Origin of the sequence: Sulfitobacter sediminis, from assembly GCF_040811725.1 — a bacterium.
GTDB classification, from domain to species: Bacteria; Pseudomonadota; Alphaproteobacteria; order Rhodobacterales; family Rhodobacteraceae; genus Sulfitobacter; species Sulfitobacter sediminis.
The window spans coordinates 392,100-411,789 of the sequence record NZ_JBFNXX010000001.1; the positions used below are offsets into that span (position 1 = coordinate 392,100).

Genomic DNA, 19,690 nt, shown 5'->3' on the forward strand with positions numbered 1-19,690 from the left:
AATTGGTCTGGTGCTGGCAAAACTATGAATTATAGTACCGCAACGTCAGCGCCCGTGTGAAGGAGCCACATATGTCCAAGATGATCGACTTTCAGACCGACCCCGCGAAATACCGTCACTGGAAGGTCGACTACGATGGCCCCATTGCTTGGCTGTCGATGGACGTGGATGAAAAGGGCGGGCTGTTCGAAGGCTACGAGCTGAAGCTGAACAGCTATGATCTGGGCGTTGATATCGAGCTTGCGGACATCGTGCAGCGCATGCGGTTCGAGCACCCCGAGGTCAAGGTCGTCGTCATGCAATCGGCCAAGGACAAGGTGTTTTGTGCGGGGGCCAACATCCGCATGCTTGGCGGGGCCGCGCATAGCCACAAGGTGAACTTCTGCAAGTTCACCAACGAAACCCGCAATACCTTCGAGGCCGCACTGGCCGACAGCGGGCAGAACTACATCTGCGCCGTCAAAGGAGCCTGCGCGGGCGGCGGCTACGAGCTGGCGCTGGCCTGTAACCACATCATGCTGACCGATGATTCCACCTCTTCGGTGGCGCTGCCCGAAGTGCCGCTTCTTGCGGTGCTCCCCGGCACCGGGGGCCTGACCCGCGTGACCGACAAGCGCAAGGTGCGCCGCGATCTGGCGGATGTCTTCTGTTCAATCGAGGAAGGCGTGCGCGGTAAGCGTGCGGTGGAATGGCGACTGGTCGACGAGGTCTTTCCAAACTCGACCTTCGACGAACAGGTTGCGGCGCGGGCAAAGGAACTGGCCGAGACATCTGACAAGGCCGATGTGGAGAAGGGGATCGAGTTGACACCGCTTTCGCGGAGCTTCTCGGACTATGGCGTGACATATTCCACCGTCGAAGTCGCGCTGCACCGGGACGAGAAGCGCGCGACGGTCACGATCAAGGGGCCGGACGAGGACGCGCCCGCGGACATGGACGCATTCACCGCTCAAGGCGCCGAGGCCTGGCTGCTGCGCTGCGCGCGCGAGCTGGACGACGCGATCCTGCACCTGCGCAACAACGAAAAGGAGCTTGGGCTGATCGAGTTCCAGACGCAGGGCGATCCCGAGAAGGTTACAGCCCACGAGGCGCTGCTGCTGGAGAACCGCGACCACTGGCTCGCCAATGAGGTGCTGCAGTACTGGAAGCGGGTGCTGAAGCGGATCGACATGACCTCGCGCTCGCTGGTCGCGATTGTCGAACATGGGTCCTGCTTTGCCGGACCGCTGGCCGAACTGCTCTGGGCGGTGGACCGCAGCTACATGATGCTCGAGGAATTCGACGGCGATAACCGTCCTTTGGCCACCGTCACCATGACCGACGGGAATTTCGGGACATACCCGATGAGCAACGATCTGACGCGGCTCGAGACGCGCTTCCTCGGCAGCCCGGAGCATGTCGAAAAGCTGAAATCCTCCGTCGGCGAGGCGCTCGAGGCCGAAGAGGCCGAAGAGCTGGGCCTTGTAACCTACGCCTATGACGATATCGATTGGGAAGACGAAGTGCGGCTCTTCATGGAAGAGCGCGCCAGCTTCAGCCCCGATGCGATGACGGGTATGGAGGCGAACCTGCGCTTTGCGGGCCCCGAGACGATGGAGACGCGCATTTTTGGCCGTCTCACCGCCTGGCAGAACTGGATTTTCAACCGGCCCAACGCGGTGGGTCCGGAAGGTGCCCTGCAACGCTACGGCACGGGCGTGCGCGGCAAATACAACATGGAACGTGTGTGAACGGTGGGTGGGCGACACGCCCACCTTACGAAATGTCATTGGTAAGGTGGAGGTCTCCTCCACCCTTGTGGGAGAAATGAAATGCTCGATCTGATCAACGTAAGCTACGACACCCAAATCCCGAACAACGTCGGCCTGAGCCAGGACAAGAAGGTGCTGAAAGCGCTGGAGAAATGGCACCCTGGCTATATCAACTGGTGGAACCACCTGATCCCGCAGAACTTCCAGGAAAGCATGGTCTACTTGCGCACCGCCGTCAGCGTGGACCCCAAGGGCTGGGCCAAGTTCGACTACGTGAAGATGCCGGAATACCGCTGGGGCGTGTTGCTGGCCCCCGCCGTGGAAGATCGCCGCATCCCCATGGGCGAGCACAAGGGCGAGCTTGCCTGGCAGGAAGTGCCGGGCGAATACCGCAACATGCTCAAGCGCCTGATCGTGATTCAGGGTGATACAGAGCCGGGCTCGGTCGAGCAGCAGAAGTTCCTCGGCCTCACCGCACCCTCGCTTTATGACATGCGCAACCTCTTCCAGGTGAACGTGGAAGAAGGCCGCCACCTCTGGGCGATGGTCTACCTGCTGCAAAAGTACTTCGGGCGTGACGGCCGGGAAGAGGCGAACGAATTGCTGGTCCGGTCCTCAGGGTCGGAAGATGCACCTCGGATGCTGGGCGCCTTCAACGAGGAAACGCCGGATTGGCTGTCCTTCTTCATGTTCACCTATTTCACCGACCGCGACGGCAAGATGCAGCTTGAATCGCTCGCCCAGTCCGGCTTTGACCCGCTGTCGCGCACCTGCCGCTTCATGCTGACCGAGGAAGCGCACCACATGTTCGTGGGCGAAACCGGCGTCGGCCGCACCATCCAGGCGACCTGCGAGGCGATGAACAAGGCGGGTATCACCGACCCTTACGATGTGGGCAAGGTCCGCGATCTGGGTGTCATCGACCTGCCCACGATCCAGAAAAAGCTGAACCTGCACTACACGCTCTCGCTCGACCTCTTCGGGCAGGAGGTGTCGACGAACGCCGCCAACGCCTTCAACGCGGGTATCAAGGGCCGCTACATGGAGCAGCGGATCGACGACGACCACAAACTGCAGAACGACACCTACCCGGTGACCACCATCAAGGACGGCAAGATCCTGACCGAGGATGTGCCTGCTCTGACCGCGATCAACATGCGCCTGCGCGACGACTACGTGCGCGATGCCGCCGGGGGCGTGGGCCGCTGGAACAAGCAGATCGCCAAGGAGGGGATCGAATTCGAGCTGAAGCTGCCGCACGAGGGCTTCCACCGCCAGATCGGCGTGTTCTCGACCGTGGCCGTAGACCCCGATGGCAACATCATTTCGGCCGACGAATGGAACAAGCGCAAGGACGAATGGCTGCCCACCAAGGCGGACGGCGATTTCATCCAGTCGCTGATGGTCCCTTGCTACGAGCCCGGCAAATACGCGTCCTGGATCGCGGCACCCAAGGTCGGCATCGACAACAAGCCGGGCGATTTTGAGTACGTGAAACTGCACATGGCGTGATACAGTCGCCCTGCCGCGTGCCGCGCGGCAGGGCGTTTTGCGTCAATACCATCTGAACTTAGGAGCATTCCATGCAACTGAACCGCAAGATCGCCCATGCCCCCCGCAGTCGCGCGCTGGCCGAGGACCTGTCGAAGATGAACAGCACCTGTGTTGAATGCGAAGGCTGCCAGGGGCTTTGTGCGGCGCTGGTCGACGCGATGCTGCTGCCCGAGATCATCCTGCGGGACCGTGCCGCATGAACAAGCCTGTCAAGCAGCACCTGATCGACCCCGAGATATGCATCCGCTGCTACACCTGCGAGATGACCTGCCCGATAGGCGCGATCGAGCATGATGACAACAACGTCGTGGTGAATGCCGACATCTGCAATTTCTGCATGGATTGCATTCCCGTCTGCCCCACGGGTTCCATCGACGAATGGCGGGTGGTCGAGACGCCCTACACGCTGGAACAGCAGTACGCTTTCACTGAACTCCCCGAGCAGGGCGAAATCGTCCAGGCCGACGCCGCGACTGCGGGAACCGAAGCAACGGCAGAGGTCGATCCCATTGGCGCGCTTCTGGCCGAGGCGCACAGCGGGGCGGGCGGCAAATCCCGCGCGCCGGCAAGTGCCAACAAGGCGACGGTCAATCTCTATAACCTTGGTAACCCGGTCGAGGCTGTGGTGCAGGGTAACTACCGCCTGACCACGGCAGAGTCGGACAGCGACGTCCGTCACATCATCCTCGATTTCCAGGGCAAGCCCTTTCCGGTTCTGGAAGGCCAGTCGCTGGGCATCATCGCGCCGGGCACCGACGCGGATGGCAAGGCGCATCTGCCCCGGCTCTATTCCGTGTCCTCGCCCCGTGACGGCGAGCGACCGGGATACCACAACGTCTCGCTCACCGTGAAGCGCGAAGAGGGCGGGCTGTGTTCGAACTACGTCTGCGACCTGAAAAAGGGAGACAAGGTCAAGGTCACCGGTCCCTTTGGTGCCACCTTCCTGCTGCCCTCGGACCCCGATGCGCGGCTGTTGATGATCTGCACGGGCACCGGTTCCGCGCCGATGCGCTCTTTCACCATGGCGCGGCAACGCACGGTGGGGAAAAAGAACGGCGGCATGGTGATGTTCTTCGGCGCACGTTCCCCGGATACGCTGCCCTATTTCGGGCCCCTCAACAAAGTCCCGTCCAGCCTGCTGCAGAAACACCTCGTGTTCAGCCGCATGCCCGGACAGGACAAGGAATACGTCCAGGACCGGATGCGCGTGGAAGAAGACATCGTGGCCGAGATGCTCGAAGACCCCAAGACGCATATCTACATCTGCGGTCTGAAGGAGATGGAGGAGGGTGTCGAACGTGCTTTCACCAACATCGCGGAATCCATCGGCCAGCAGTGGCGCAACCTGCGCGACGTGATGCGCGAAGAAGGCCGCTACCACGTCGAGACCTACTGATGAGCGATCCCTACCAGCACGAGATCAACGTCACCTGGGGGGACTGCGACCCGGCAAAAATCGCCTATACCGCGCGGCTGCCCTATTTCGCGCTCGACGCGATCAACGGCTGGTGGGAGGCGCATCTCGACGGCGACGGCTGGTTTCAGCTGGAACTGGACCGCAACGTCGGCACGCCTTTCGTGCGGATGGAGATGGACTTCCGCAGCCCCGTCACACCCCGCCACAAGCTGATCTGCGAGACCTTTCCGGTCAAGCTGGGGACGAAGTCGATCACCTTCGCGGTGCGCGGGTACCAGGACGGCACGCTCTGTTTCGACGGGCTGTTCACCTGTGTCTTCACCATCGCGGACCAGTTCAAGAGCCAGGTGGTCCCCGACGACCTGCGCCGAATTGTCGAACCCCGTATCCGTGCGGCGTGATGGGACACTTGCGGTGCAAGGCAGGACGGTTTCGGAGGCTCGCGAAGGATGAACACATTGCTGGATAGTCCAAAAGCCACTGAAGGCGGTACGGAGCTGATCGCGCGACTTGCCAGCCGGGTCGCCGAGACACGCAAAAAACGCGGCCTGTCACGCCGCGTGCTTTCCGAGATGTCAGGCGTATCTCCGCGGTATCTTGCTCAACTCGAAGCGGGGGAGGGCAATATCTCTGTGCTGCTGCTGCAGCGGGTCGCCGAGGCGCTTGAGACGCGGGTCGAGGCGCTGCTGGCCGAGGATATCCCGCTTGAGCATGAAGTGCAGCGCATCGGAATGCTGTTCCGGCAGGCCCCGCTGGAGGTTCAGTACAAGGTGCGCGGGTTGCTTGCCCCCCAGAACCCGGCAATGCTGCGCGCCGGGCGGATTTGCCTGATCGGCCTGCGCGGCGCGGGAAAGTCCACTCTGGGCAAGATGGCTGGTGAGGCGCTTGGCATTCCCTTTGTCGAGTTGAACCGCGATATCGAAACCCATGCCGACATGCCTCTGGCTGAGGTCATGGCCTTCTACGGCGACAGCGGTTTCCGGGAACTGGAGGCTGAGGCGATCGAGAGGATCGGCGCAAGACACGACCGGGTCATCCTCGCCGTCGCGGGCGGGATCGTTGCCGAGGAAGACACCTACGCACGGCTGCTCGAGCGTTTCCACACCGTCTGGATAAGGACCAGTGCGCCCGAACACATGCAGCGGGTGCGCGCCCAGGGGGATCACCGCCCGATGCAGGGCAACCCTGCTGCCATGGCGCACCTGCGCGCCCTTCTTGAGGCGCGCACGCCGCTCTATGCAAAGGCCGAGGCGGAGGTGAACACCTCGAACAAGACCGTTCGCTCGTCGCTGAATGACCTGCTGGCGGTGATTGCAAAGCACCGCTTCCTCGCCCCGGCGGCATGACGGAAGCGGAGGCGGTCACCGCCTTGCAGGATGCCTTCTGGCTTGCGGGTGAAGAGCTGATGTTCCGCCACACAAACCCATGGGAGCTTGATGAGGCGCTGGTCGCTGCCGGGTTCACGATGGGGCCCTGCGAGGCGCAGGATTTGCTGGGACTGGAAAAAGTGTTGGCCCGTCAGTCTGGACGGCCTATTCCCATACTTCCGCGTATGGTTGCGGAGGGGCGGCTTGGCAAGATCGGCGGCGTAGGCTTCTACCGCTATCCCGGCGGCGGTGGCGCGGTGATCGACCCGCTGATCGAGGACCTGATCCTGGAGGAAGCATGGTTCGCCAGGATCTCCCGGTCCGAAATCAGCGATAACGAATTGGTTTTGCGGATGCATGCGGCCCTGAAGCCAATCTGCAAGAAACTGTTGGGGAGCGGTTGGGATAAAGACGCCTTGATTGGGCTTTTGCAGAAAGCTGTGCATTTCCCACCTGACGCCAGCCTGCGGAGGTTGGGACTGATTTAGGTTGATGCCAGTTGGGCAGACCCGTGGGACGGATGCTCTGACTTTTTTCGAACTGCAAGAGAAAGGGGCCACGCAATGCGTGGCCCCTTTCATTTTCTCAAGTAGGTCTCTTATGCGTCGCCGGTCCAGGCCATGCGGGCGGGATGGTATTCGAAGCTGATATGGTGCTCGGCACCTGCCAGCCCTTCCTTGGTGTGGTTGTAAAGAGACCGCCAGTAAGGCTGGATCGTCACACCGTCTTCCTGAAGGATCTTCTCACCTTCGGCCATCAGTGCGCGGCGCTTTTCAACATCCGCCGTGGCCAGCGCCTGCGTCAGCAGGTTGTCAAAGGCCTCGTTGGCATAGCCGAACTCGTTCCAGGCTTCGCCGGAACGATAGGCCAGCGCCCAGATCTGGACACCCAGCGGGCGGTGGTTCCAGTTGGTCGAGCTGAAGGAATACTTCGTCCAGTCGTTCCAGAAGGTCGAGCCGGGCAGGATCGTCCGCTTGACCTTGAACCCCGCATCGCGCAACTGGGCGGCCACCGCGTCGGTGGTGTCCTTGCGCCAGGCGTCGTCGATGGAGAAGAGCTCATGCTCGAAGTCGAGCATGCCGGCTTCTTCCATCAGCGCCTTGGCCGCTGCCGGGTCCACCGTGCGCGGCGGCAGCTCGGCATACTCGGGGTGCATCGGGCCGACGTGGTGGTTTTCCGCCGGGATGCCGCGGCCGGCATAACCCAGTTCAAGAAGCACCTCGTTGTCCACGGCCATGGTGATCGCCTGACGCACACGCTTGTCCGCATAGGGCTTCATCCCGTCGACTTCGGCCAGCTGGTTGGGGCGGATCACGATGGTTGCCGCGGTCGCGATGGAGTTCTCGACCCAGCCGTCCAGCGTCGACATGATGTCGATATACTCGCCTTCCATGGAATAGAAGGCATCGACCTCTTCGGCTTCGGCCGCCGCGATCCACGCAGAGGGGTCCGTGCCGTAGTCAATGTACTCCAGACGGTCGATGTAGGGTCCGCCAAAGACGTCCGTGCCCCACCAGGTGTGATTTGCGTTCTTGACCAGCACGCCCTTGACGCCGACCTCAAGAGATTCAGGCAGGTAGGGGCCGGTGCCGACGGGGTTCTCGAGCATGGTATCGGCGCTGAAACCCGCAGGCGTGATCGCCGCCGGATAGTCCGCCATGCCAGCGATCAGCGTGATGTCGGAAGCCGGCAGGTTCAGTTTGACCGTATGGCTGTCCACGACCTCGATCGCGCCTTCGATGGCCTTGCCGGTATTCGCGTCGATCAGCGTCGCGAAACGGCCGGCCATGGAGTTGCCCTCAACGTCCTTCTCGCACCAGCCCGCGATGTTGCGCGCGACGTCCTCGGCGGTGAAGTCGGAACCGTCGTTCCACTTCACGCCCTGGCGGACATTCAGGGTGTATTCGGTTGCGTCGTCGTTGATTTCCCAGCTTTCCAGCAGCGCGGGAGAGAAGGTGCCGTCGTTCTCGTAGATGGCCAGATACTCAAGCCAGCCGCGCGAGAAGTTCGCGATCTGCGACCAGTCGTAGGTGCGCGGGTCCTTGAGCGCGCGGACCTCCTGCTGCATGCGGACAGTGCCGCCCATCTTCTTGTTGGCATGCGCGGCCGCATGCGCGGGCGGTGCCATACCGATCATCGAATAGGCCGTGGCGGTCGTCGCGCCGAAGGCGCTGGCCAGCGCCAGGAACTCGCGGCGGTTGACGGGGTCTTTCTTGGCCGCCTCGGCCGAATCCAGAATGGACTGCGGCAAAGGCTTTCCGGTACGTGTCAGAAATGTCATTGTTCTTCCTCTCTGTTGTCCTCAGCTGCAATCGGTTGCAGCCCTAAGGTGACGCGGCTTTGCCGCTGTTATTTTTGTGCTTCGGGCGAAGCATCGCCGACAGTCAAACATAGTGAGACGACAGGTCAAGGGTGTCTCGCAAAAGTGACAACATCAGGACGGCCGTGGGAATGCTGCTAGAGAACCCGCCGCGGGTTGCCGCGACAGTGCTTCGCGCCCGTTCCGAACCGCCGCACAGGAAGAGGCTGCAGATTTTTTTCGGATCGCGCCGTTTGGCCGGTCTTGCGCGTCGCTTACGGACAACCTTGCCCTTTCGGATGGCCCCCGACTTATCGAAGCCGTTCCCGTATCGGGGCACTGCAAGGTCCTAGACATGAACGAGAAAAAATTGACGGATGGCGTCGGAATTTCTGGGCAGGTGCTCCGTTGCCTGCCGCAGATTTCCTGAACAGGCGGTGATTCTGTTTCGCGCGCGCGGCTCAGCTATCGGTTTTTGTCGCCGCGCGGGCTGTTTCGAGCAAGGCGCGGAGTGTGTCGATCTCGCCGATCTGGTTTGCCAGGATCAGTACCAGCCGTGCGTTCAACGCATGGCTGTCCGCCTCGCTCAGACCCTCGTGAGCGTCCATAAGGGCGTTGTAGAAGGCGTCGCCATCGGCGCCAAGATTGTCCTCGAGGATCATGTCTCCCTCCCCATCGCGCGGGCCAGTGCGGCGCGGATCGCATCCGCATCCACCGTGTCGAAGGCCGCGCACACGTGGGCGTCGGGTCTGATCAGATAGACATGCCGGGTGCCGTAGCGCGCCGCTGCAAGCCCCTCGGTATCTTCGAAGCACGGATACTCTGCCGTGCCGCCGATCCGCAGGCGCGCCACGCCCTCTATCTCGGGCAGGTCATGGCCTTGGAAACCCATCAGCGTAAAACGGCCCTTTACCTCGGAGATCAGCCAGGTCGGCCCGTCGGGACCTGTCAGGGGCGCGTCGATCAGCGGTGTGCCCGGCGGTTGCGGTGCGTCACCTGGGGTCTGCAGGCGGAACCCTGCCAGCGAACAGGGCCGCGACAGCCGACCCGAGTTGATCAGTTTGCGGGCAAAAGGGTGCTCGCCGGCGAGGTTCAGCACCTCGTCGCGGAAGAGCGCCTCGATGGGGGATTTCGGGGTCATGAAATTGGTGGCACGAGACGAGTTCAGGATGTTCTCGGCCGATCCGTGAGTGCGTTCTTCGCTGTAGGTTTCCAGAAGGCTCTCGGGCGCATCGCCCTGCAGCACAGCGGCAAGCTTCCAGCCAAGGTTATCGACATCCTGGATACCGCCGTTTCCGCCGCGCGCGCCGAAGGGGCTTACTACATGGGCGCTGTCCCCGACAAAGAGCACGCGGTTGTGTACAAAGCGCTCAAGCTTGGCGCAGCGGAATTTGTAGACGCTCATCCAGTCCAGCCGGAAAGGCCGGTCGCCGACGATGGCCTTGATCCGTGGGATCACCTTTTCCTCGGTCGCCTCTTCCTTGGGGTCGGTCTCGGGCCCCAGTTGAAGGTCGATGCGGTAGATGTTGTCTGGCTGCTTGTGCAGCAGCGCCGATTGCCCCTTGTGAAAGGGCGGTGCGAACCAGAACCAGCGCTCGGGCGTGTCGTCATTGCCGAACGGCGATTGTTCCATCTCCACATCGACGATGAGGAAGTGCTCCTCGAAGGTCTGACCCTCAAAGGTAAGGCCCATACGCTGCCTTGTGGGCGATCCCGCTCCCTCGCAAGCGATGTAGTATTCCGTTTCGAGCGTATAGGTGCCGTCCGGTGTCTCGACCGTCAATTCGACGTAGCTGCCGTGATCGATATGGTCCGCGACCTTGTTCAAGAATCGCAGGTCGATGAGGTCGGGAAACTCCTGCGCCTGTTCGATAAGATACTGTTCGACGTAATATTGCTGCAGGTTGATGAAGGCGGGATACTTGTGCCCCGGCTCGGGCAACAGGTCGAAGCTGTAGACCTCCTTGTCGCCGTGGAACTGCCGACCGACCTTCCAGGTCACGCCCTTCCTCAGCATGCGCTCGCCCACGCCCAGACGGTCGAAGATTTCCAGCGTGCGCTTTGCCCAGCAAATCGCGCGTGAGCCGACGGAGACCACGTTGTTGTCGTCGAGCACCACGGATTTCACGCCGTGTTGTGCAAGGTCGATGGCCATGGCAAGGCCGATAGGGCCTGCGCCTACGATGACGACCGGATGGCGCGCTTCCGGTGCGGTCAGGCCGGGCGGGGCAACGTAGGGGAAAGTGGCATAATCGTAGGGCATGGAAACCTCCTTACGTCTTGGCCGATAGGTTGATGCTTACAAGCACGCTCAGCGCGATTATCGCGGCCATCATGAACAAAAGCTGTCGCCGTTCGCTGCGGTAAGCCGGATCGCGCAGCCAGATGCCCCATTCGGTCAGTGTGTCGATGGGGCCTGGCAGTGCTTTGCCGGTCCGTTCCGACGCACGGCGGCGCATCGCGAAAAGCGTACGGAACATCGAGAACGCCCACATCGCGAAGACGATTGCGCTCAGCACGTAAGATAGGATGCCCATCGGTGTCATCTTCGGCTCTCGTTCTATCCCTGCAACTGCTCCCACATCTCCAGATCGCGCTTATCCGTCCAGATGCGCGGATGCAGGATGCCCCGCGCCTCGTCGTAGGCCCGCGAGACGTTGAAAGGCAGACAGTGCTCGTAAATGGCGTAATCCGCGAACTTCGGATCGCAGGCGGCGCGCACCGCGTCCCAGGCTTCCTTCAGATCGCCGCCCCGCGCCGCCACGCGGGCCGCAGGCGCATAGGTGGAGTTGACGAAATCCCGCGTGCTCTCGATGGCACGCTCCACCGCGTCCTTGCCCACCAGCGCCGCCCCGCGTCCCGGTGCGATGGCATCGACGTCATAGGCCCTGATGGCGTCGAGCGTATTGCCCCAGTCACCGAAATAGCCGTCGCCGCAGTAGCAGGCGGAATGATCCTCGACGATGTCGCCGGTGAACATCACGTTTTCGTCCGGCACATGGATCACCGCGTCGCCAGCCGTATGGGCGCGGCCAAGGTGCTTGATGTCCACCCGCCGGTTGCCAAGGTAGACCGTCATGCTGTCGCTGAACGTCGTGGTGGGCCAGGTCAGCCCCGGAATGCTCTCATGCCCTTCGAAAAGGCGGGGGAAACGCTGGAATTCGCTGTCCCAGTCCTCCTGCCCGCGCTCGGCCACCATCCCGCGCGCCATGTCGGACATGATGATCTGATCGGCGTTATACGCCGAGGCCCCAAGCACCCGCACCGCATGGTAGTGCGTCAGCACCAGATGGGTGATCGGCTTGTCCGTGACCTCGCGCACCTTTTCGATCACCTTGTTCGCCAGACGCGGCGTCGCCTGCGCCTCGACGATCATCACCGAGTCGTCGCCGATGATCACGCCGGAGTTAGGATCGCCCTCGGCGGTGAAGGCCCAGAGGTCGCGGCCCACCTCGTCGAAGGTGATCTTCTTTTCTGTGAGGTCGCCTTGGGATGCGAAAGCTTTGGCCATCTTACGTTCTTTCAATCGGTTGCGCGGGTGGATGGGGAGGAATGAGTTGTATTGGAAAGATGAAGCGGGGGCGTGTCACGGGAATTCCACGGCGGGCGTGATCTTGCCCGCGCAGGCACCAAAGCCGATGCGGAAACCATCGCCCTGCGCGTGACCGGTCAGGATCATCGTATCGCCGTCTTCGAGGAAGCTGCGGTGCGATCCGTCATTCAGCGTGAGGGGTTCCTTGCCCGCCCATGTGAGTTCCAGTAGGCAGCCGCGCTGGTTCTTCCCGGGGCCAGAGATGGTGCCGGACCCCAGCAGGTCGCCCGCGTTCATCGCGCAGCCCGAGGAGGAATGATGCGCAAGCTGCTGGGCGGAGGAATAATACATCTCCCTGTAGTTCGTCCGCGCGATGAGCTCCTGCTCGCCGCCTTCGGGCTCCATGATCACGCTGAGGTCGATGTCGTAGAGCATCGGGCCGGGTTCCTGCAGGTACGGCAGCAGTTCGAAGTCGCGTTCGGGCGTTGCGGTGCGGAAGGGTTCAAGCGCGTATTTCGTGACGATCCATGGGCTGATCGTGGTTGCGAAGGCTTTAGACTGGAAAGGACCGAGCGGCTGGTATTCCCAGGCCTGAATATCGCGGGCGGACCAGTCGTTCAGCAAGACATAGCCGAAGATCATCTCATCCGCTTGCGCAGCGGTGACAGGCTGTCCCATCTCGGTCGAGGTGCCGACGATGGCCCCCATCTCAAGTTCGATATCGAGACGCTGGCTTGGGCCGAAGTGCGGCACATCGGCGTCGGGGGCTTTGAGCTGCCCGTTCGGCCGGGCGATATCGGTCCCCGAAACCACGACGGTCGAAGCGCGGCCATTGTAGCCGATGGGGATGTGCAGCCAGTTGGGCGGCAGGGCGTTCTCGGCACCCCGGAACATGGTGCCGACATTGGTGGCGTGATGGCGGCCGGCATAGAAGTCGGTGTATTCCGAGACCACGAAGGGCATGTGCAACCGGGCGTCTGCCAACGGCACCAGATGCGGCGCGACCTGCGCCTGTTCGGGCGCATCTGCCGCCAGCAGTTCGATAAGCCGCTTGCGTAGCGCGTCCCACGTCTCCGGCCCCAGTTCCATCACATCGTTCCAGTAGGGCACGTCAAAGACCGGGTCTTCGGCCAGCACGACGATGCCCGCTTCCTCGAGGGCTGCCATGTCGAGGATCTGATCCCCGATGGCGACCCCGCAGCGCGCTTCGAGACTGTTGGTCGAAAACACGCCGTAAGGCAGGTTGTTCAGCGGGAAATCGGTAGAGGCCGAGTTGGCGCTTTCCACCCAAGAGGTCAGCAATGTCATCCGTGTTCCTTGTATGAGGGGTGGGCGATGCGCCCACCTTACGTAAGGTGGAGGTGTCCTCCACCCGGCTTGCCACGTGAAGGGCTCGTCTATTTCTCGCCCGGTGTCCCGTCGAACTTCTTCTCAAGGCTCTCCCAGCAGTCGATATAATCGTCTTGCAACGGGGCTTCCTTAGCCGCGAATTCCGTCAGGTGCTGCGGGAAGCGGGTTTCGAACATGAAGGACATGGTGTTGTCGAGCTTCTCGGCCTTCAGATCGGCGTTCGACGCGCCCTCGAAAGCGTTCTTGTCCGGCCCGTGCGGCAGCATCATGTTGTGCAGGCTCATGCCTCCGGGAACGAAGCCCTGCGGCTTGGCGTCGTACTGACCGTAGATGTTGCCCATCAATTCGGACATGACGTTCTTGTGGTACCACGGCGGGCGGAAGGTGTTCTCGGCCACCATCCAGCGCTCGCGGAAAAGGACAAAGTCGATGTTCGCCGTGCCGGGCGTGCCGGATGGCGCGGTGAGCACGGTAAAGATAGACGGGTCGGGGTGGTCGAAGAGGATCGCGCCCACGGGACAATAGGTGCGCAGGTCGTATTTGCAGGGGGCATAGTTGCCGTGCCACGCGACCACGTCGAGCGGTGAATGGCCGATGTGCGTCTCATGGAATTGCCCGCACCATTTGATCGTGACGGTCGAGGGCACCTCCTTGTCTTCAAACGCCGCGATGGGCGTCTTGAAATCGCGCCGATTGGCCATGCAGTTGGCCCCGATGGGACCACGTCCCGGCAGCTCGAACTTCTGGCCGTAATTCTCGCAGACAAAGCCGCGCGCGGGGCCTTCCAGCACCTCGACGCGGTAGAGCAAGCCGCGCGGCAGGATGGCGATCTCCTTTGGTTCAAGGTCGATGATCCCAAGCTCGGTGCAAAACCGCAGGCGCCCCTCCTGCGGGACCACCAGCAACTCGCTGTCGGCCGAGTAGAAATAGCTGTCCACCATGCTTTGCGTGACAAGGTAGATGTGGCTCGCCATGCCCACCTGCGTGTTCACATCCCCTGCCGTGGTCATCGTGCGCATGCCGGTGAGCCACGTCAGGTCGTCCTCGGAATGCGGCACCGGGTCCCAGCGGTACTGGCCGAGCGAGGTGACATCCTGCGGAATATGCGGCGCGGACTTCCAGTAGGGCAGATCGATCCGCTCATAGCGGCTTGAATGCTTCACCGAGGGCCGGATGCGATAGCACCATGTCCGTTCGTTCTGGTGGCTGGGAGCCGTGAACGCCGTGCCCGACAATTGCTCACCATAAAGACCGTAGTTGCACTTCTGCGGCGAATTCATGCCCTGTGGCAGCGCATCCGGCAGGGCCTCCGTCTCAAAGTCATTGCCGAAACCGGGCATGTAGCCCTCATGCGTGCCCATGGGTGTTGAGGCGCTGACCATGTCGGACAGGTTCAACTGACGGTTCATCGGACATCCCCTTTTGGCTCTGTTCAGAATCTGTTGCATCTGTAATAGTTGATTTTGTAACTAACAACAAACGATCCCATGGCCGAGACAGATTTCGACCTCGAAACCTTCCTTCCCTACATGCTCAACCAGGCCGCCGAGGTGTCCTCGCTTGCCTTCCAGAAGATCTACAAGGAACGCTACGGCTTGCTGCGCACGGAATGGCGCGTGCTGTTCCATCTGGGCCTATACGGCCAGTTGACCGCAAGCGAGATCGGCGCGCGGGCGCGAATGCACAAGACCAAGATCAGCCGTGCGGTGCAGCGGCTGGCCGAGCGGCGCTTCGTTACCCGCAAGCGGGACGCGGGGGATCGTCGGGTCGAACATCTGACGCTGACGGTTCAGGGTCGCGCCGCCTATCATGAGCTGCGCGCCGTGGCGGAACGATACGAAAGGGACCTGCTTGCCCAGCTTGAACCGGACGAGGTTGCAGCCCTGCGCCGGGCGCTGGGCAAACTGACCTCTGCCGCACCGGACGGCTTTACTTGAGCACAATTTCACGCCACCGATAGCCCATGAACGATCAAGCCAAGGGCCTTCTGATCACCTTGTTCGGCGTCCTCTTCGTGGTGCCGGATTCTCTCTTTGTGCGCCTGATCGACGCCGATGCGCTGACCATCGCCTTCTGGCGGCTGCTGCTGGCGGGCGGGCTGTCGGGCCTCTGGATACTCGCCACCTCCGGGCCCGGCCCGTTTCGCGCGGTGCTGCGCACCGGACGCCATGGGCTGATCTACATGGCGGGGGTCGGGGGCAGCGGTGTGCTCTTCGTTGTCGCCGTCAGCCTCACGTCGATTGCCAATGTTGTCTTCATCATCGCCTCGCTGCCGGTTTTCGCGGCGATCTTCAGCCGCATCTTCCTCTCGGAACCCTTCAGCACCCGGACGCTGCTCACGATTGCTGCCGTGGTGCCGGGTCTGGCAATCATCGCCTATGGCTCGGGCGAGACCGAGAATGCAAGCCTTGCGGGCGATCTCTTGGCGCTTGCGGTTTCCGCTCTGTTTGCGGCGGCGCTGACAGCGGCGCGGCATGCGCGGGCGACGTCGATGGTCCCGGGTGTCGCCATGGCCTACGTGATCGCCGCTGCCGTCCTCTGGCCTTTCGCGGCCCCCCTTTCCGTCCCCTCCGGGCAGGCTCCGCTTGTCCTCGCCCATGGCGGCTTCATTCTCTTCAGCTCGGTCCTTCTGGCCATCGGACCCCGCTTTATCACGTCCGCCGAGGTGGGCTTGCTGGTCCTGCTTGAGTCCGTGCTGGCGCCGGTGCTGGCCTGGCTCGTAGTCCGGGAACACCCGGGCAGCTACACGCTGATCGGTGGCGCCATCGTCGTGGGCGCGCTCTTCGTGTCGAACCTCGTGTTGCTTCGCAGGCAAAGATGGGTGGCGCAACGCACCACCTTACGCCCCTAGCGATGCGGGGACCGAGGGTCAGAAATCGACCGTCACACCGGGCAGATTCAGCGCCTTGACGAGATCGCGCAGTTCCTGGCGCGCGGCCACGTTCGAGATATTGAGTTGCTTGACCCCGATATCCTTGAGGTCCAGCAGGGTCAGACCGCGGGGAAACAGTTCGCGAAAGATGACCCGCTCGTTGAACCCCGGTGCGATGCGAAACCCGATCCGCTTGGCGAGGTTCTTGATCGCGCGTTCCATCTTTTCCTTGTTCACCATGCGCTGCGCGCCCATCCGGTTGCGCACAACCACCCAGTCGATGGGGGCGAGCCCCGCCTGCGCGCGCAGCTGCCGCGCGCTCCAGACCATCTCGGAATAGACCGAGGGGCCGGTGATCTTTTCGCCCGTGGAATCGGTATGCGCGAGAAGATCGAAGTCGATGAAACTGTCGTTCAGGGGCGTGATCAGCGTATCGGCAAGCGAATGCGCGACCTGGCTTAGCCGGGTGTGCGAGCCGGGGCAGTCAATGAGAATGAAGTCATTGACCGGTTCCATCGCAGCGACGGCGGCGCTGAGCCGGTGGTCATAGACGTTCTCACCCGGTTTCAGGCTGGCGGCCTCGACCTCCGGCAGATCGAAGAGCGCCGGGCTTTGCAAATCGAGACCGCTTTCCTTGAGAAAACCGCGCCGATTCTCGATGTAGCGCCCCAGCGTGCGCTGCCGCAGGTCGAGATCGAGACAGCCGACCCGGTGGCCCATCCGCGCCAGTGCGGTCGCCACATGCATGGAAACGGTGGATTTGCCCGCGCCGCCCTTTTCGTTGCCGACGACGATAATATGCGCCATTGCCTGTCCCTTCGCCCCACCTGCTTTTGGTGCAGGATGTTATTGGCGCCACTATATGTTGGGATTGCGTGTTTGGAAAGACTGCCAATGCCTGCGAACAATCGGCAATTCGTCCGAAAGGGACGAATTGCCCTAGTGTTGGACCCGGAAAAAGCGCCCAGAATTTGCCACAAATTGCCGTGAAATCAGCCCATTCGCCGCAAACGCCCGCCACAGTCAACAATTAATCTCGAATTGGAAACAATGGAACGGGTGCATGGCCTTCGGGTTAGATGCCTGCCGCAGAAGTGGCTGTAACGATGGACGTCAAAATCTACCAATTCGACCCTTTGGGGGTCATCAACAACACCATCGGCGGGTTTACCACCTATAGCGGTCCCGCCGTTCCCCAAGGGACGGCGACGATCACCGACAACGCCACGGGCACCAATGGTCTCTTCCTCGATGACGTCGCCAATGAAACGGCGACGGCCACGACGACGCTTAATGGCGTCACCGACACAACGCCCCGACAGGTCTACGCCGAGGAGGTCTGGACGCTTGTTGACCAGGTCACCGGCCAGACCTTCCAGCTTGTCACTTTCAGGGTCAATGCGGGACCGAACACCGGTTATTACACGCTGTCGGAAGTCCCGCTCGTTCCGGGTCGCAGCTACCAGACCACGGGCTACGACACGGTCCCCAACGCCAGCGCGGGCGATGCGGCGTTCAGCTATGCCGACTACGTGGAATCCGACGGGATCGTCGAGGGGACCGGCGGCGACGACGTCATCGACGATACCTACACCGGCGATCCGGGCAACGATATGGTCGACAGCTCTTTCGTGTCGCCCACGCCTCTGGACTTCAACTGGTCCGCCTACGCCGACGAGCAAGACCTGCGCGCGGGTGTCACTCAGAACACCGGAGGCATCCAGGTCGACGTCTCCTATTCGGATGTCCAGACCAACGAGCAATTCTCGGCAGAACGCAGCGGCGGTGCCGATGCAATCTATTCGGCACCCGGCGAGAACTTCGCAACAAATTCGGCGGCATACCTCTTTGCCAACGGCAGCGCCGACGACAGCATCGTCACTTTCGACTTTTCTGCCAACACCGGTTCCGGCTTTGAAAACTCGGTCGAGAATGTCCGTTTCCGGATCAGCGATATCGACGGACTAAACGACGGGACCAACAATTTCCGCGACGTCGTCACGATTCGCGCCTACGACGAGAACGGAAACGAAGTTCCGGTCACGATTACCGGCGGCAGCAATCATACCGTCAGCGGCAACACGATCACCGCGGGACTGACCAACTACACCCCGGCAAGCGTGGAGGCCTCCGCCCTGATCCAGATCGCGGGACCCGTCTCTCAGATCGTGATCACCTACGACAACGGCGGCACGACGCAGCAGGCCGTTTACATTTCCGACATCAAGTTCGACGCAGTCCCCTTGGGCAGCAACGACGATACGGTACAGGCGGGCGGCGGGAACGACTTTGTCGACAGCGGCGCGGGCGACGACAGCGTCAGCGGCGGCACCGGGAATGACACGATCTACGGCGGGCAGGGCGCGGATACGCTTTCCGGCGATTCCGGCAACGACACGATCTATGCAGGTGTCGGAGATACGGCGACCGGCGGAGACGGCGACGATACCTTCCTCATCGACACCAGCCAGCTGGGCGGTGGCACGATCACCATCACCGGCGGCGAAGGCGCCGAGACGGTAGGCGACACGCTCGACTTCAACGGCCAGCTTCAGGTGGGCTCGGTCGTCATCACCAATGCCGATGACGACGCGGGCGGCAAGTCAGGTACGGCGACGCTTCTGGATGGGACGACCGTCACCTTCTCGGAGATCGAGAGCATCATCTGCTTCGCCAACGGCACCGCGATCGAAACACCCTACGGGCCTCGGCCTGTCGAAAGCCTGATGCCAGGCGATCTGGTGTTGACCCGCGATCATGGCCCCCAACCATCTTCGATGGAAGGGCGCACGGACGGTGGTCGGGCAGGACGCCTTTGCCCCGATTGAATTTGCCCCGGGCAGCATCGGGAACGACAAAAACCTTCTCGTTTCACCCCAACACCGGATGCTGATCGACGACTATCGCGCCGCTATGTATTTTGGTGAAGACGAGGTGATCACCGCGGCGGATTTCCTGGTCAATCACGATTCCATCGTCAAGCGCGAGATGGACAGTGTCACCTACTATCACCTGCTTTTTGACACCCACGAACTGGTGATGTCCTGCGGCACATGGTCCGAAAGCTATCAGCCGGGAAGCTACAGCCTGCCGGGTCTCGACGATCGCGCGCGGTGGGAGCTGTTCGAACTCTTCCCCGGGTTACGTACCGATCCCGGCACCTACGGCCCCGCCGTCCGGGCCAGCATTAAACGCCAGCAAGCGGCCTTGCTTGCGGCTTGAGCTGTTGCCGCAACCGACTGAGGTGAGCTACCAGAAAAAAAGAAAGGCGCAGTCCGACGACTGCGCCTTTCTTTTTCGGGTTGCTTTCGCTGATTACAGCGACAGACCCGCGTACTTGTTCTTGAACTTCGACACGCGGCCGCCGGTGTCCATCAGGCGGCTGGAGCCGCCGGTCCAGGCGGGGTGTACCGAAGGGTCGATGTCAAGCGACAGCTGGTCGCCTTCCTTGCCCCAGGTGGATTTCATCTGCACCACGGTGCCATCGGTCATCTTGACGTCGATGATGTGATAATCGGGATGGGTATCGGCTTTCATCTCGTCTCTCC

The 19,690-nt window shown here is 61.8% G+C and carries 20 protein-coding genes; 11 read left to right on the top strand and 9 right to left on the bottom strand.

Annotation, left to right across the window (positions count from 1 at the left end; genetic code table 11):
* The first annotated feature begins 71 nt into the window (after nt 1-71).
* The 7 genes from boxC (at nt 72) to AB2B41_RS01965 (ending at nt 6,577) form a co-directional block, all read left to right on the top strand.
* The gene (gene boxC, locus AB2B41_RS01935; RefSeq protein ID WP_367876049.1) at nt 72-1,730 is read left to right on the top strand and encodes a 2,3-epoxybenzoyl-CoA dihydrolase; all 1,659 of its coding nucleotides are present in this window, start codon (nt 72-74) and stop codon (nt 1,728-1,730) included.
* Between the two features lie 81 nt (nt 1,731-1,811).
* Nucleotides 1,812-3,263, top strand: a complete 1,452-nt coding sequence (boxB, locus tag AB2B41_RS01940) for a benzoyl-CoA 2,3-epoxidase subunit BoxB (RefSeq protein WP_367876050.1) — start codon at nt 1,812-1,814, stop codon at nt 3,261-3,263.
* A 71-nt stretch (nt 3,264-3,334) separates the two neighbouring features.
* On the top strand, nt 3,335-3,505 hold the full coding sequence (locus AB2B41_RS01945) for a hypothetical protein (protein ID WP_367876051.1): 171 nt from the start codon (nt 3,335-3,337) through the stop codon (nt 3,503-3,505).
* Nucleotides 3,502-4,701, top strand: coding sequence for a benzoyl-CoA 2,3-epoxidase subunit BoxA (gene boxA / locus AB2B41_RS01950; RefSeq protein WP_367876052.1), 1,200 nt, complete (start codon nt 3,502-3,504; stop codon nt 4,699-4,701). Before AB2B41_RS01945 ends, boxA begins: the two co-directional genes overlap by 4 nt.
* A complete protein-coding gene (locus tag AB2B41_RS01955) occupies nt 4,701-5,123 on the top strand; it encodes an acyl-CoA thioesterase (RefSeq protein WP_367876053.1) in 423 nt (140 codons plus the stop codon). The genes boxA and AB2B41_RS01955 overlap by 1 nt, the downstream gene beginning before the upstream one ends.
* Nucleotides 5,124-5,171: 48 nt before the next feature.
* Nucleotides 5,172-6,068 carry a helix-turn-helix transcriptional regulator gene (locus tag AB2B41_RS01960; RefSeq protein ID WP_367876054.1) on the top strand — a complete coding sequence of 299 codons (897 nt, stop codon included), beginning with the start codon at nt 5,172-5,174 and terminating at the stop codon, nt 6,066-6,068.
* Nucleotides 6,065-6,577, top strand: coding sequence for a 3-hydroxyacyl-CoA dehydrogenase family protein (locus AB2B41_RS01965; protein ID WP_367876055.1), 513 nt, complete (start codon nt 6,065-6,067; stop codon nt 6,575-6,577). The genes AB2B41_RS01960 and AB2B41_RS01965 overlap by 4 nt, the downstream gene beginning before the upstream one ends.
* Before the next feature lie 110 nt (nt 6,578-6,687).
* Here AB2B41_RS01965 and AB2B41_RS01970 read toward each other — a convergent pair whose 3' ends face one another.
* The 7 genes from AB2B41_RS01970 to hmgA form a co-directional block, all read right to left on the bottom strand.
* On the bottom strand, nt 6,688-8,370 hold the full coding sequence (locus AB2B41_RS01970) for an ABC transporter substrate-binding protein (protein ID WP_367876056.1): 1,683 nt from the start codon (nt 8,368-8,370) through the stop codon (nt 6,688-6,690).
* A 479-nt stretch (nt 8,371-8,849) separates the two neighbouring features.
* Nucleotides 8,850-9,050 (bottom strand): DUF2783 domain-containing protein, encoded by a 201-nt coding sequence (locus AB2B41_RS01975; RefSeq protein ID WP_367876057.1) that lies wholly within the window; start codon nt 9,048-9,050, stop codon nt 8,850-8,852.
* Nucleotides 9,047-10,651 (bottom strand): FAD-dependent oxidoreductase, encoded by a 1,605-nt coding sequence (locus AB2B41_RS01980; RefSeq protein ID WP_367876058.1) that lies wholly within the window; start codon nt 10,649-10,651, stop codon nt 9,047-9,049. The genes AB2B41_RS01975 and AB2B41_RS01980 overlap by 4 nt, the downstream gene beginning before the upstream one ends.
* A gap of 10 nt (nt 10,652-10,661) precedes the next feature.
* A complete protein-coding gene (locus AB2B41_RS01985) occupies nt 10,662-10,925 on the bottom strand; it encodes a hypothetical protein (protein WP_367876059.1) in 264 nt (87 codons plus the stop codon).
* A gap of 23 nt (nt 10,926-10,948) precedes the next feature.
* The gene (locus AB2B41_RS01990; RefSeq protein ID WP_367876060.1) at nt 10,949-11,899 is read right to left on the bottom strand and encodes an MBL fold metallo-hydrolase; all 951 of its coding nucleotides are present in this window, start codon (nt 11,897-11,899) and stop codon (nt 10,949-10,951) included.
* A gap of 75 nt (nt 11,900-11,974) precedes the next feature.
* On the bottom strand, nt 11,975-13,228 hold the full coding sequence (gene fahA, locus AB2B41_RS01995; protein ID WP_367876061.1) for a fumarylacetoacetase: 1,254 nt from the start codon (nt 13,226-13,228) through the stop codon (nt 11,975-11,977).
* Between the two features lie 89 nt (nt 13,229-13,317).
* A complete protein-coding gene (hmgA, locus tag AB2B41_RS02000) occupies nt 13,318-14,679 on the bottom strand; it encodes a homogentisate 1,2-dioxygenase (RefSeq protein WP_367876062.1) in 1,362 nt (453 codons plus the stop codon).
* Between the two features lie 78 nt (nt 14,680-14,757).
* Between hmgA and AB2B41_RS02005 the strand changes: the two genes are divergently transcribed.
* Both AB2B41_RS02005 and AB2B41_RS02010 read left to right on the top strand, forming a co-directional pair.
* Complete coding sequence (locus AB2B41_RS02005) at nt 14,758-15,207, top strand: MarR family winged helix-turn-helix transcriptional regulator (protein ID WP_367876063.1); 450 nt, start codon at nt 14,758-14,760, stop codon at nt 15,205-15,207.
* Between the two features lie 26 nt (nt 15,208-15,233).
* Nucleotides 15,234-16,121: a DMT family transporter gene (locus tag AB2B41_RS02010; protein WP_367876064.1), complete on the top strand. Its 888-nt coding sequence runs from the start codon at nt 15,234-15,236 to the stop codon at nt 16,119-16,121.
* A gap of 18 nt (nt 16,122-16,139) precedes the next feature.
* Here the strand turns inward: AB2B41_RS02010 and AB2B41_RS02015 are convergent, their stop codons facing one another.
* Entirely contained in the window at nt 16,140-16,949 is an 810-nt protein-coding gene (locus tag AB2B41_RS02015) for a division plane positioning ATPase MipZ (RefSeq protein WP_367876065.1), read from the bottom strand.
* Nucleotides 16,950-17,248: 299 nt separating this feature from the next.
* Between AB2B41_RS02015 and AB2B41_RS02020 the strand changes: the two genes are divergently transcribed.
* Together AB2B41_RS02020 and AB2B41_RS02025 are read left to right on the top strand one after the other, a co-directional pair.
* Nucleotides 17,249-18,970 carry a Hint domain-containing protein gene (locus tag AB2B41_RS02020; protein WP_367876066.1) on the top strand — a complete coding sequence of 574 codons (1,722 nt, stop codon included), beginning with the start codon at nt 17,249-17,251 and terminating at the stop codon, nt 18,968-18,970.
* Nucleotides 18,900-19,364, top strand: coding sequence for a Hint domain-containing protein (locus tag AB2B41_RS02025; RefSeq protein ID WP_367876067.1), 465 nt, complete (start codon nt 18,900-18,902; stop codon nt 19,362-19,364). Before AB2B41_RS02020 ends, AB2B41_RS02025 begins: the two co-directional genes overlap by 71 nt.
* Nucleotides 19,365-19,457: 93 nt before the next feature.
* Here the strand turns inward: AB2B41_RS02025 and rpmE are convergent, their stop codons facing one another.
* Entirely contained in the window at nt 19,458-19,679 is a 222-nt protein-coding gene (gene rpmE / locus AB2B41_RS02030; protein ID WP_367876068.1) for a 50S ribosomal protein L31, read from the bottom strand.
* Nucleotides 19,680-19,690 lie beyond the last annotated feature (11 nt).